This window comes from Exiguobacterium sp. 8A, assembly GCF_902506275.1.
GTDB lineage: Bacteria > Bacillota > Bacilli > Exiguobacteriales > Exiguobacteriaceae > Exiguobacterium > Exiguobacterium profundum.
Genome location: NZ_LR733630.1, coordinates 1,667,055 through 1,679,382, shown reverse-complemented (window position 1 = coordinate 1,679,382; position 12,328 = coordinate 1,667,055). Strand labels below are relative to the sequence as shown.

General features: G+C 46.2%; 14 protein-coding genes. 9 read left to right on the top strand and 5 right to left on the bottom strand.

Going from position 1 to position 12,328, the window contains the following annotated elements; genetic code table 11:
• Nucleotides 1-34 precede the first annotated feature (34 nt).
• On the top strand, nt 35-1,021 hold the full coding sequence (locus GVY42_RS08585; RefSeq protein WP_074035738.1) for a rod shape-determining protein: 987 nt from the start codon (nt 35-37) through the stop codon (nt 1,019-1,021).
• A 41-nt stretch (nt 1,022-1,062) separates the two neighbouring features.
• Here the strand turns inward: GVY42_RS08585 and GVY42_RS08580 are convergent, their stop codons facing one another.
• Nucleotides 1,063-1,434, bottom strand: a complete 372-nt coding sequence (locus tag GVY42_RS08580; protein ID WP_159562969.1) for a VOC family protein — start codon at nt 1,432-1,434, stop codon at nt 1,063-1,065.
• A 13-nt stretch (nt 1,435-1,447) separates the two neighbouring features.
• Nucleotides 1,448-1,954, bottom strand: a complete 507-nt coding sequence (locus tag GVY42_RS08575) for a hypothetical protein (RefSeq protein WP_159562968.1) — start codon at nt 1,952-1,954, stop codon at nt 1,448-1,450.
• A 188-nt stretch (nt 1,955-2,142) separates the two neighbouring features.
• On the opposite strand from GVY42_RS08575, the gene GVY42_RS08570 reads away from it, so the two are divergent.
• Nucleotides 2,143-2,904: an SDR family oxidoreductase gene (locus GVY42_RS08570; RefSeq protein ID WP_159562967.1), complete on the top strand. Its 762-nt coding sequence runs from the start codon at nt 2,143-2,145 to the stop codon at nt 2,902-2,904.
• 64 nt (nt 2,905-2,968) lie between these two features.
• Here GVY42_RS08570 and GVY42_RS08565 read toward each other — a convergent pair whose 3' ends face one another.
• The gene (locus GVY42_RS08565; RefSeq protein ID WP_159562966.1) at nt 2,969-3,748 is read right to left on the bottom strand and encodes a response regulator; all 780 of its coding nucleotides are present in this window, start codon (nt 3,746-3,748) and stop codon (nt 2,969-2,971) included.
• Nucleotides 3,729-5,510, bottom strand: a complete 1,782-nt coding sequence (locus GVY42_RS08560; protein WP_159562965.1) for a sensor histidine kinase — start codon at nt 5,508-5,510, stop codon at nt 3,729-3,731. Before GVY42_RS08560 ends, GVY42_RS08565 begins: the two co-directional genes overlap by 20 nt.
• A 186-nt stretch (nt 5,511-5,696) precedes the next feature.
• Here GVY42_RS08560 and GVY42_RS08555 point away from each other — a divergent pair, with 186 nt between their 5' ends.
• The 4 genes from GVY42_RS08555 (at nt 5,697) to GVY42_RS08540 (ending at nt 10,482) form a co-directional block, all read left to right on the top strand.
• Complete coding sequence (locus GVY42_RS08555; protein WP_159562964.1) at nt 5,697-7,652, top strand: HAMP domain-containing sensor histidine kinase; 1,956 nt, start codon at nt 5,697-5,699, stop codon at nt 7,650-7,652.
• A gap of 98 nt (nt 7,653-7,750) precedes the next feature.
• Nucleotides 7,751-8,524 carry a flagellar hook-basal body protein gene (locus GVY42_RS08550; protein ID WP_159562963.1) on the top strand — a complete coding sequence of 258 codons (774 nt, stop codon included), beginning with the start codon at nt 7,751-7,753 and terminating at the stop codon, nt 8,522-8,524.
• Nucleotides 8,525-8,535: 11 nt separating this feature from the next.
• A complete protein-coding gene (locus GVY42_RS08545) occupies nt 8,536-9,318 on the top strand; it encodes a flagellar hook-basal body protein (protein ID WP_012727342.1) in 783 nt (260 codons plus the stop codon).
• A gap of 60 nt (nt 9,319-9,378) precedes the next feature.
• Entirely contained in the window at nt 9,379-10,482 is a 1,104-nt protein-coding gene (locus tag GVY42_RS08540) for a glycerate kinase (protein WP_159562962.1), read from the top strand.
• 16 nt (nt 10,483-10,498) lie between these two features.
• Here GVY42_RS08540 and mscL read toward each other — a convergent pair whose 3' ends face one another.
• Nucleotides 10,499-10,879, bottom strand: a complete 381-nt coding sequence (gene mscL / locus GVY42_RS08535; RefSeq protein WP_159562961.1) for a large conductance mechanosensitive channel protein MscL — start codon at nt 10,877-10,879, stop codon at nt 10,499-10,501.
• 194 nt (nt 10,880-11,073) lie between these two features.
• Here mscL and GVY42_RS08530 point away from each other — a divergent pair, with 194 nt between their 5' ends.
• The 3 genes from GVY42_RS08530 to GVY42_RS08520 are packed head-to-tail and all read left to right on the top strand — an operon-like array spanning nt 11,074 to nt 12,237.
• Nucleotides 11,074-11,334 carry a DNA-directed RNA polymerase subunit beta gene (locus tag GVY42_RS08530; protein WP_031422281.1) on the top strand — a complete coding sequence of 87 codons (261 nt, stop codon included), beginning with the start codon at nt 11,074-11,076 and terminating at the stop codon, nt 11,332-11,334.
• 13 nt (nt 11,335-11,347) lie between these two features.
• A complete protein-coding gene (gene fabZ, locus GVY42_RS08525) occupies nt 11,348-11,770 on the top strand; it encodes a 3-hydroxyacyl-ACP dehydratase FabZ (protein ID WP_031422282.1) in 423 nt (140 codons plus the stop codon).
• Nucleotides 11,771-11,781: 11 nt separating this feature from the next.
• Nucleotides 11,782-12,237, top strand: coding sequence for a hypothetical protein (locus GVY42_RS08520; RefSeq protein WP_012727337.1), 456 nt, complete (start codon nt 11,782-11,784; stop codon nt 12,235-12,237).
• Nucleotides 12,238-12,328 lie beyond the last annotated feature (91 nt).

The following is a 12,328-nucleotide window of genomic DNA, read 5'->3' as shown; positions in this document are numbered from 1 at the left end:
TCAATGAAGAAACGAACGGAGGAACCTATACATCATGTTTTCAAAAGATATCGGGATTGATTTAGGGACAGCAAACGTTGTCATTCACGTCAAAGGGAAAGGAATCGTCTTAGACGAACCTTCAGTCGTTGCGATAAAACGCTCTACAGGAAAAGTACTAGCAGTCGGTTCAGAAGCGTATGAGATGGTTGGTCGTACACCTGGTGATATCGTGGCGATCCGTCCTCTCCGTGACGGAGTCATCGCCGATTTCGCCACAACAGAAGAAATGCTCCGTCACTTCATCGAGAAAATTCAAGTCCGAGGCTTCTTCGGAGGCATCCGCATGCTGATTTGTACACCTGCGAACGTCACGCCGGTTGAAGCAAAAGCCATTCGTGAAGCTGCTGAGAAAGCTGGCGCGAAAGAAGTCTTCCTCGCCGTCGAACCAAAAGCTGCGGCAGTCGGTTCAGGCATGGATATTTGGAAGCCGGTTGGTCACATGATCATTGACATCGGTGGTGGGACGACCGACGTCGCCATTTTATCAATGGGAGACATCGTCTGCGGTGAGACTATCAAGATTGCAGGGGATCGCTTCGATACGGACATCCTTCGTGCCATCAAAGAGAAGCACAAGCTGATCATCGGAGAACGTACGGCTGAACAAATCAAGAAAGAAATCGCGACGGTCTTCCCAGGAGGGCGTAACGAATCGATGGATATTCGTGGACGTGACATGGTACGTGGATTGCCTCGTACGGTGACCATTACGTCAGAAGAACTTCGTGAAGCGATGGCTGAATCAGCTAATGAAATCGTCGAAGCAGCGAAGCGTGTCCTTGAACAGACACCACCAGAACTTGCAGCGGATATCATCGACCGCGGAATCATCATGACAGGTGGGGGATCACTCCTTCACGGTCTTGACCAACTTGTCGCAGAGCGTGTCATGTTGCCGGTCATGATGGCCGAGGAGCCGACACTCAGTGTCGCGCACGGAACGGGAATCATGCTCGAAAACTTAGATCGATTGAAATAAACAGACAAGCGACCGCGTGCGGTCGCTTGTTTTTTGTATGTTCAACTCAATATTTCGGAGACGAGTGCCAACACGTTACCTTCAGAATCTTTGAAGAAACTCATCCACGTTTCTGTCGTCCCCATTTTTGCCACACAGTGTGGTTCATCAATGAAAGTCACTCCTGCATTTTTCAACTGAGCATAAGCGTCATCGATGGATGCGATACTCAAATAGAGAATTGGACTTGATTTTGCAAAAACATCATTCTCTGGAGGGGACAACATGAGGCGAACGCCCCCACAGTCGAAAAATGCGAGCAATCCTGCCTGAAAGAGAAAGGGTACCTCAAGCGTGTCTCGATAGAATTGAACGGCACGGTCTAACTCTTTGACAGGGATGTAGATTTGTTTGATTTGTTGAATGAGGCTCATGGGATTCATCCTTTCAATATGTATTTGAAACAGGAAGGGGTAACTCTGATTCAAGTTGACGTTGGAGACGGTTGGTAAGTCCTGTTGGGTGAGACATTAAGCCGATAGAAATATGTAATGGGAATAGGGTATGTAAGTCGCTAGGATAATATGAGCCATCTCGAGGTAACGTATGATTGACAATCCGAGAGACTCCTGAGGAATGGTCAATGTGTAAGACGATTGGAGCAGATATTCCGGTCCCTCGCTCAAGTTGTTGATGGTTAGGATAATATTCTTGTAGAAGCACCCATACATACACTTCCTGTCGAGTCGTACTCGTCCCGAGGATTTGATAGCTGGCATAAACATCCCCACCGAAATTAGGAGACATGACTTGAGTTGTCAAGTAGCGCTCCAACACGTTCTGATTGACGTCGACGGATTGGGTAAGCGTGACAAATGATTCATCCGTCAAGGCAGCATAGAGCAAAGCACTCAATATCCATGTACAAAATGTCGTTATGATCAACTTTTTCAAATAAGCGCCTCCCAATACCGATGTGATGAATCATATATGTCGATCATATCTAAAGAGGATACGAATATATAGGTCATTCGTGGGAAAAATTGTATATACTAAAATCATTAATCAATGAGAGGGGAATCATGATGGCACCGATTCACTAATAGACTGAACAGAATAATCAAATAGAATCGGAGGACATCATGAACAAACCACTTACACTCATTACTGGCGTCAGTCGCAATCAAGGCATCGGTGCTGCGATTGCGCGAAAACTTGCTTCTGAAGGACATGACTTGTACTTGACGCACTGGAGTCCGTTTGACGCTAAAGAAGGAATCGGGGAAGAAATTGGCTTCATCGAACGATTGGTTCAAGAACTGACTGAAGAAGGGGCGCGTGTCGAGCATGAGGCATACGATTTGGCTTCAGGAGACGAGGTCGGATTACTTGATCGAATGGAAGCTAAACTTGGTATACCGAGCAGGCTAATCCATAACGCGACCTATGAGCGACATGTCAACGTTGAGAACTTTACAACCGACGTATTGAGAAAACATTACCTGGTGAATAACGAAGGGACACTCGGACTCACCTTTGCGTTTATTGAGCGCTATAAACAAGCGGGACATCAAGATGGGCGAATCCTGTTCTTCGTATCGGGGGGACCGGATGCGAATAACCTGGCCTACATCGCAACGAAAGGTGCATTGATTGCCATCACACCTGCGTTGGCGAATGGATTAGGAGAATACGGCATTTCGGTGAATGCGTTCGATCCGGGGCCGACGGATACGGGTTGGATCAATGACGAACTTCGCGAACACTTGCTACCATTATTTCCTTACAAGCGAATGGGGACGCCTGAAGATACGGCTCGCTTCGTCGCTTTCTTGATGGGCCCAGACGGCGCATGGGTGAATGGCCAACATCTTCACGTTGACGGAGGGTTTACTGGGCGCTAATAGAGAACGTTCTATGGATACAATAAAAAAAAGACATCTCACTTTAAGTGTGAGATGTCTTTTTTCAATGCCATGTATAGTCTTTATCAACAAATAAACGATTTTTTAAGTCTGTTTTAGAAATTGAAGGATTTGGTGCATCAAGCCAATCGTAATAATCACAGGCACAGGAATCACCAAGTTCGATAGAATAGCCATTATTTATTGTATTAACAGTTATATCGAGTTCATGTTCAGCTAACGTCTTTTTCAATCGATAAATCGTGTTGTATACGTTGTGTAAGGCGCGTTGTGGTTCATCGATGTCCGGGTAAAGGGTTTCGGCAAGCACCCACTTATTAATGACCTGCTTACGATGAAAGACTAAGTAGGCAAATAACTCCTCTGTTTTTTGTGTTGGCCACTTCACAAGATTTCCATCTTGTGTTCGTACCGAAAAACGATCTAGAAATTGTATGCGACAAGATTGATTGAGATTCTTTTGTTGAATCGCCTCATAGCGCTGGATGATACGCGGAATGACGTTATGAATCATCTGCTCTGTGATGGGCTTCAACAAGTAATGCGTGGCATGCAAATTGAACGCTTCAACGGCATACTGTTGATGGGCGGTCGTGAAGACGACTTGTGTCCGTTCCGGCAAATAGGTCGCCAATTCGAGCCCCGTCATTTCAGGCATCTCGATATCTAAAAAGACAAGGTCTACCGGGTGCTCTTGAATAAAAGTGAGAGCTTGAACCGGACTTTGGAATGAACCAATCCACTCAAGAGACGGCTCCTCTTTTACAATCCGCTCCATCATCCCTAAAATATGATGTTCATCTTCAATTAAAATCGTACGCATCTAAATGATTCGTCCTTTCCTGTTTTGGTAAACGCAGGTGAATGGTGGTGCCTTTTTTCAAAGTGGAGGCTAAGTCAAACGTTGCACCATGAAGGTGTTCGATTCGACTTTTAATATTGCAAATCCCAATCCCAGATGTTTTGTTTGATACGTTTGGATCAAAACCACTCCCTGTATCTTGAACATAAATCTCAATCATTCCGTTTCGTTCCTGGATAGAAAGTGTCAATCGCTTTTGTCCTGGGTGTCGATAGAGACCATGTCGCACGGCATTTTCAACGAGTGGTTGAATTAATAAAGGTGGAATCGAACAGTCGAGAAGAGATTCATCAATTTCTTTCTCGACGTAGAACGAATCACGGAATCGCGTCTGTTCAATGGCGAGATACGAGTCGATCATATCGACTTCTTGGCGAATCGATATCTCGTTTTCGGTTCGACCATTTTCAAAAATGAAGCGGACGTAAGTGCTCAAGTGACTGAGTAGACGAGCCGCATCGGGTGGAGACGTGTAACAAAGTGCAATCACATTTCCAAACGTATTGTAAAGGAAGTGAGGTTTGATTTGAGCGTTAAAGAAGGACATCTCGTGCTGAGAGGCCAACGCTTCAACTTGTTGTTTTTTCCCTTTGTCGGTAGACAGGTGAATCGGTAGAAGCAAAAACATCAATAGGAAATAGATGATGGTAAACGTATTGGCGTATAATTGCTGATTGGGCGAGACGATGAACGTCGACGTCATGATTCCGATATACCCGACGAGTTGGGCGAGTGTGAAAGTTAGTAACTCGAGCGGATTGCCTGTCTTGTACTTTTCAAGAAGCCATCCAATATTCAATCCGACCCAGAAGAACGTGATAAATAAAACGATCATCCATACAAAGTATTCATACACTTCGTAAACGGAAGAGGGCAGGAAGATGGCTAGTACAGTCAATCCATATAGTGGATATCTCGAAATGGCCAAAAACCGGTCAAATGACACACGTTCCAAACATCGCGAAAACTCGATTAACATGATGATACTCAGTAAGGCTAAACTTAACGTCAACTTATCACTACCCGAGATCCACATGCCGTCTCGGGACATGATTGAAAAACTCGTCAACAAAAAGAAAGCTGTTCCGAAACCATACAACCGTTCATTTCGGTGAAAGAGATAGACGATGGCATAGAACATGGCAATCAAAAGTGAAATGAGCAACATGAAAAATTCGTAGCCGGCATAAGCGTTTTGAGTGGTCATGATGGCATGTAACGGTCCGACTAATATACTTTCTTCGATGGGTGCGAAATTACCTGCCTGTCGTTCATGTTGAATCGTCAGTCGGAATTGTTTTGTCTCATCATCGAGCAAGAGCAGAGACGGCTGCTCGACGAGACGATTGTTTCCAATTTGTATCGTTTCAACCATTTTCCCATCTATCAAAATCGTAGAAGAGGAGAGGGACTTTGGAATGAGCAAGGCATACGTACCGTTCGGCAACGCGAGATCGAGTTCATAGGTGGATTCACGATAAGGGGTTGTAAACGGAATGGTTCGATAGGAGCGGCGATCAACTTGGGTGACAATCCCTGACTCATAGCGCCATGAGCCGTCTAGTCGCAAAATCTCTTCGTCGACAGTAGAAGAGAGAAGAGAAGCTTCGCCCTTGTCAACGGTGACGATCGGATTGATTGACTGATGTCGAATCAATAAAGTGAGACTGACGCCAACCAACATCACAAGGATGAGGATAAACGTCATTCGATTACGCGTCATGAACACATTCCCTTCAATCTTTGTGAGTTTCTTGTGAGGTCATTCCGTTATTCTTCCTAATAGGTGAATGAATTTTTGAAGTGACTCTCCGTCTCATCATCGTACCCGAACTTTTTTTGTTTGAACAGAAAAAGTCATTCACCGTACGAAGTGAGGCATTCTAAGAGTGAAGGAAGAAGGCATTCCATGAAACGTTGGATTGAACAACGCATTAGTCGACAAGTTATGACAATTTTCTATATATTGATTGCCTTAGTGACGCTCACGTCGATTGGAACCTATTTTTATACACAGCAATCGATTCAAGAGACGACCGTAAAATTAGAAAGAATCAGTGAGCAACGTGCACGGGCGACAGACCTGTTTGAAACGTGGCAATCGATGCAATATGAATTACGAGGGCACGTCCTGTTAGGAGAACGTGCGCTATTAGAAGAAGTAAGAACGGCTCAAACGAACATCGACGAGCAAACGACATGGTTCGAAGAACAGGCAAGAAACGCGGAAGAAGTACAGTTCGCAGAGGATGCAAGACTTCTCTTCTCGATCTATACGACACGCGTCATGCCGGCACTTGAACAATATGTGGTTGCGAAGCAGGCAGGAGAAATCGATGAATCGTTCCTGCAGATGCGCACCGTAGGGCAATTCATGCCGAAAAATGAAACATCGACTCAGACGCGATTTAAACTGAACTCAAGTAGTGCTGCCGATATGAGTGCGAGCATCGTCGATATGGAGTCGGTCTTTACCGACTATCGACAAAATCTTGATTTTCAAGAAAGTGAATTGCGAGATGCGCTGTCAAAACAGTTAGTGAAAGCCCAATGGATGTGGCTTTTGATTCTACTCGGGGCATTGTTCATATTGTTTGTCGGGTTGCAGCCATATATTTTAAGGTTGACCAATCAACTGCAGACGCTGATGGTAAACAGTGAGCGTCTCGCGAGCAACCCGAGCGCGACACTCATCCCGATTAAACCGCTACAAAACGAAGTCGGACAACTGTCGAAAGCGTTTAATGAGATGGCGACCTCACTTCGGACCCAACAAGATCAAGTTGATCTCGAACGTGAGAAGACCGCTCGAATTTTGCACACGATGCGCGATTCTATCGTCTACACGGAACTCAAGACGAATGAACGCTTTGGGAACAGTGCGCTCTTTGAGTTATATGAACATCCGATTCCATCAACAGAACGGGGCAGTCTATACCCGATTGCGATGTATTACCCGATGTTCATGAACCAGATTGATGATCAAGAGGGACTGAATCGCTTCACGAAGCGTGCTAAAGAAGAAGGTATGTTCGACGAAGCGTTCACGTATACGATGCATGAGGGTCAGAAAACGATTCGCATGTACGCCGAACCGATTGATCTTCAAAATGAACGTGTAGGTGTCATCTTCGTTTCACGAGATATTACCCAGGAAACAGAAATCAATCGCTTGAAAACAGAGCTTGTAGCAACAGTATCACATGAGCTTCGGACGCCCCTTACCTCGATTCTTGGTTTTTCAGAACTGCTCAAAAGTCGTCAATTGGAAAACAAGAAGCGAGAGCGCTATTTAGACATGATTGCGAGTGAGACAAAGCGGCTCGAACGACTCGTGAGTGACTTGCTAGATGTTCAAAAAATGGAGGCGGGTATGAGCGTACCTGACTTTAAAGTAGAGAGTCTATATGATTTATTATCAGATCTACTCGAAATCCATGCAGGATCGACGGAGCATCATTTCTTCCACTTTGATTGTGACGAATCGCTATTCGTCGCGGGAGATCCGGCCCAATTACGTCAAGTATTCTCGAACATCTTGAACAATGCCATCAAGTATTCTCCACGCGGTGGGAATGTGACAGTCGATGTCACGTGTGAAGATGACACGATTCAAATCGGGATCACGGATGAAGGGTTAGGACTTTCGGAAGAAGATGCAACACGAATCTTTGATAAATTTTATCGTTCGGCATCGGAAGAAAGTAAACGCATTGGTGGAACCGGATTAGGTTTAGCAATCTGTAAAGAAATCGTTCAACTGCACGGTGGTACCATCTCTGTTCAATCTCAACTAGGAGAAGGAACGACGATGATTGTCGAGTTACCGATGGTCGACCATGTCAATGAAGAGAGTTCATCCTAATTTATGGGATGAACTTTTTTTGAAAAAACGGTGAATGTCACGCTCGTTTGGTACGATATAGAGAGTGAATCATGTTATAGGATGAAAGGAAGACGATTATGCTACGCGGATTATATACAGCAGCGGGAGCGATGAATGCCCTGCAACGCCAACAAGAGATTTTGAGCAACAACCTTGGTAATGTGAGAACACCAGGCTTCAAAGCGTCTGATGGCGTGGTACGTTCGTTTCCGGAGATGCTTCTTGCACAAGTCAGCAATCCGGATAACGCGAAATCGCGTGTGAAGGGAGAAGTAGGTACCCTATCAATGGGCGTCTATCTTCAAGAAACAATGCCCCGATTCTCAGCTGGGAGTATCACAGAATCCGGTAGCCCGACCGACCTGTATTTAAAGGCACCTACTGATTTTGCGGGAGCCCCGATGTTTGCAGTCGAACAAGGCGGCGAGACGTTATATACGACAAATGGACGCTTCTCGATCGATGAGACGCTCTTCCTTCGTTCTGCGGACGGCGGATATATCCTTTCTGATGAAGGGGAACGAATCCAATTACCATCGAGCGAGTTTCAAGTTGGGAAAGATGGCGTCATCACATCGCTTGGACAAAACGTGGCGACTCTTGGTGCCTACCAAATCGATGACTTGACGACTCTTGAACAAGTCGGCAATGACTGGCGTGTGACGGGTGATGCCCCGGCGCCGGCCCAGGTCGAAGTACTACAAGGATTTATTGAAGAAGCGAACGTCAACCTCGACCAGACGATGGCAGACTTGATGATGACGTATCGTCAGTTTGAGGCGAATCAAAAGGTCGTCCAAGCGTATGATAAAAGTGCCGAGCGGGCAATCGAAATCGCTCGTATTCGTTAAGGAGGAACACCATGCAGTCCATTTATAACTCGGTCAACTCTCTGTCTCAACTTCAGCGTCAATTAGATGTGACAGGTCACAATATCGCAAACGTCGATACGGTCGGCTTTAAGCGTCAACAGGGGCATTTTGCTTCGCTATTGTCGCAGGCGTATAACAACCAACCGCGTCCTGAATTCGAAGTCGGTCGAGACACACCGAACGGGATTCGGATTGGAGTCGGGGGACATGTCGCCGATATTACACAGCAGTTCAATATCGGACAAGTACGTACGACAGATCGTGGATTGGATGTCTTTTTAAAGGCGAGCCGTCAATTTTTTGTCGTGGACACGCCGAACGGTGTCGGGGTGACTCGAAGTGGAAACATGCAATTGTCAGTCGGTGACGAGACGACGCTCGTTGATGTGAACGGGAATCCGCTTCTTGGAGATGACGGTAATCCAATCACGATGCCGAACGATGCGACGAATCAGCGCATTCGTCAAGACGGTGTGGTCGTTGCGAGTGTGAATGGCGTTGAACAAGAATTCGGACGTCTCGACATCGTAGAAGTCCGCAATACGTCGGAATTACGTCCGCTCGGTGATAACGTGTTCGCAGCGGATTTGGAGACCGAAGTCGATCGTCCACTCGGAAATCTATTGATTGAAGGGACACTCGAGTCATCGAACGTTGATTTGACGAAAGAGATGACTGATATGACAATCACACAACGAGCATATCAAATGAACTCACGGGCGATGTCGATGAGCGATCAGATGATGGGGCTTGTCACGGCGTTACGTCCATAACGCCTACCGCTTCTCGAGCCGAGAAGCGGTTTTTTTATAGACAAAGGGGGAGAAGCATCAATGCGGATTGTAGTCGCGATGGATTCATTCAAAGGCTCACTTTCGAGTATGGAAGCAAATCAAGCGGTCCTTCGTGCGCTTGAAGGGCATGAGGTCACCATCATACCGATCTCTGACGGAGGAGAAGGTTTTTTGGATGCTTGGATTGCGACACATGCAGAAGGAACCATTATAGAAGAAAATGTCGTGTGCTTGGATGGAATACAGCGCGTTGCACGTTTTAGTTTCGAGCCGTCAACGAGGCACGCGGTAATCGAAGTGGCGGAAACAGCAGGATTGACACTCCTCGCTCATGTCGATCCGTGGCGCTACAGTTCAGTCGGAGTCGGTCAACAGATCGTGCAAGCGCTAGATTGTGGAGCGAAGATCATCACCGTCGGGCTCGGAGGGAGCGGGACGATGGATGGTGGAAAAGGATTGCTTGAGGCGTTAGGTGTTCGTTTTCTCGATGCGAACGGTGCTGTGTTATCGACCATCCCCCATCGAGTAGAAGAAGTGGCATCAATTGATTGGTCCGGTCTTCATCCGCGTGCGCGCGAGGTCGTATGGAGAATGTCTTCCGATGTACAGAACCCATTGATTGGTGAAAGCGGAGCAGCCTATGTGTTCGGCCCCCAGAAAGGATTGGCGGCAGATGTAGTGAAGCGATATGACCGGATTCTCAATCACTACGCGAACTGTTTTGAAGTGGATAGAAGAGCACTTCCTGGAGCAGGGGCGGCTGGCGGCATCGGCTTTGCGCTATTGCAGCTTGGTGCAATCTACGTGAGTGGCGTCGAAGAAGTGGTCAGTTGGTCTAAGCTCGAAGAACAGTTAGAAAAAGCAGATTTGCTGATTACAGGAGAGGGTAAATTTGACGCGCAAAGCTTTGAGGGAAAGGCACCGTATGGGTTGGCACGCCTTGCGAATACGCATGGGGTCCCGACCCTCGTCTTCACCGGACAGTCCGATTACACATCGCATATGGAGTCCGGCATCGTCGCGATTTTTCCAATCGTGTCTCGGATCATGACGTTAGAAGAAGCGATTTGGGAAGCAGCTCCGTTGCTGACGAATGCGGTCCAACGCGTGCGTCACCTCATTGAAAAGGCGCCACGACAGTAGTCGGGCGCCTTCGCATTCATAAAGAACGATCTTTTAGCAGATCACGAATCTCTGTCAACAGTTGCTCTTCTTTCGTTGGTGTCGGAATAGCAGCTTCCTCCACTTCTTTTTCACGCTGTAAACGATTGATGACTTTGACAATCAAAAAGAGGGCGATGGCGATCAAGAAGAAGGACACAATCTGTTGAATAAAATTGCCATATAACACGTCCACTCCGAGTACACTTGCTTTTAAGCTAGAAAAATCGATTCCTCCAATAATGATTCCGAGAAGCGGCATAAAGATATCGTTGACGAGTGAGTTCACGATTGCAGTGAACGCTGCACCAAGTACGACAGCAATCGCCAAGTCGATAACGTTCCCCCGCATTGCGAATTTTTTAAATTCATTCCACATAGACAAACCTCCTGACGTTGAATAGTCTAAGCGTAGCATATTTGAAGGAAAAGAAATAAATCGTTCGACTTCTATCAGGGAAGGATGCTTGTTCGACTTTTCTGCATAGGGTACACTAAAAAGGTAGCAATTTACGCATTTTAATACCAGGTACTAATATGATATAATCATTTTAGCTGAAAGGATGGTTGGACGTGGCGAACGATGAACAGACGAGTTCGGAAGAACAAAAAGGTTCACCAGAACAAGAGACGAAGCAGAAAAAGCAATCGCGATTATCGAATCATCGTCGATTCCCGATTTTACTGCGCGTGCTCGTTGTTTTAGTGTTGGCAATCGCGATGCTCGCCCTCGGAGCGGTCATCGGATATAGCGTCATTGGCGGAGGCGATTGGAAAGATGTATTTGACATCGAGACCTGGCGCCATATCACCGATTTTTGGCTAACCTCTTAAAGGCGGTGGATGGATGTATACAATTGAGCAAATCAAAGAAGTAATCCCACACAGATACCCGTTTCTGTTAATTGATCGAATTATTGAAGTCGAGGAAAAGAAGCGTGCTGTTGGATTAAAAAATGTCACGGCGAATGAAGAGTTCTTTAACGGGCATTTCCCAGACTATAATGTCATGCCAGGTGTCTTGATTGTTGAAGCACTCGCACAAGTCGGTGCTTTTGCAATGTTGAAAGACGAATCGAATCGAGGCAAGCTCGCCTTTTTTGCAGGGATTGACAACTGCCGTTTCAAACGCCAAGTCGTCCCGGGTGATCAACTTCGTCTCGAGGTAGAAATCATGAAAATTCGTGGACCAATCGGTAAAGGACGTGCCGTGGCCACGGTCGACGGAGAAGTTGCTTGTGAAGCAGAACTCACTTTCGCCTTGAAGTAAGGAGAAATGGGATGCGTGCTTTAGTCATTGTATTATTAGTTGGCTTGATGACGATTGTGGGTTGTCAGCAGCTCCAGACAGAAGAGTCGAGTGAAGAGAACGTCGTTTACGAGCAAAATGTGGATGAAACGATGATTGATAAACGTGCAGGACAGTCCGATGCAATCGCCGTTTCTCTTGAACGAACGAATAACACGACGATGCTCTTCACGATTCGAATGCTCGAAAATCGTCGTCTTGATCCGACGACGGTCATGAGTTATGAGGTCGAAGGCGAACGCGTTGCGATTCCATTTGGTGAACTGATTGCAGAGCGTGAAGAGGATATTCGGACGTATGAGTATCAGACGGACGTAGACCCGGATCTGTTCGTATCAGAGACACTTCCACTCTTCCATCTCGTTGAAGAAGGTGAATCGGAAGTCACGATACCACTCGAAGTCATTAATTCGACAAATGGTGAATAAGAAACAGGCGATGTTGTCGAAAATCGCCTGTTTTTTTGTGGAGATAAATCTATTCTATCCGATAAAAAGAGTAAGGAGAGAATGGAGGAAT

Bases quoted from the DNA above. Each gene is read 5' to 3' on its own strand.
- GVY42_RS08520 (WP_012727337.1), top strand. From the start codon at position 11,782: ATGCGTGCTTTAGTCATTGTATTATTAGTTGGCTTGATGACGATTGTG.
- GVY42_RS08565 (WP_159562966.1), bottom strand. From the start codon at position 3,748: ATGCGTACGATTTTAATTGAAGATGAACATCATATTTTAGGGATGATG.
- fabZ (WP_031422282.1), top strand. From the start codon at position 11,348: ATGTATACAATTGAGCAAATCAAAGAAGTAATCCCACACAGATACCCG.
- GVY42_RS08585 (WP_074035738.1), top strand. From the start codon at position 35: ATGTTTTCAAAAGATATCGGGATTGATTTAGGGACAGCAAACGTTGTC.
- mscL (WP_159562961.1), bottom strand. From the start codon at position 10,879: ATGTGGAATGAATTTAAAAAATTCGCAATGCGGGGGAACGTTATCGAC.
- GVY42_RS08545 (WP_012727342.1), top strand. From the start codon at position 8,536: ATGCAGTCCATTTATAACTCGGTCAACTCTCTGTCTCAACTTCAGCGT.
- GVY42_RS08555 (WP_159562964.1), top strand. From the start codon at position 5,697: ATGAAACGTTGGATTGAACAACGCATTAGTCGACAAGTTATGACAATT.
- GVY42_RS08580 (WP_159562969.1), bottom strand. From the start codon at position 1,434: ATGAGCCTCATTCAACAAATCAAACAAATCTACATCCCTGTCAAAGAG.
- GVY42_RS08570 (WP_159562967.1), top strand. From the start codon at position 2,143: ATGAACAAACCACTTACACTCATTACTGGCGTCAGTCGCAATCAAGGC.
- GVY42_RS08550 (WP_159562963.1), top strand. From the start codon at position 7,751: ATGCTACGCGGATTATATACAGCAGCGGGAGCGATGAATGCCCTGCAA.
- GVY42_RS08560 (WP_159562965.1), bottom strand. From the start codon at position 5,510: ATGACGCGTAATCGAATGACGTTTATCCTCATCCTTGTGATGTTGGTT.
- GVY42_RS08540 (WP_159562962.1), top strand. From the start codon at position 9,379: ATGCGGATTGTAGTCGCGATGGATTCATTCAAAGGCTCACTTTCGAGT.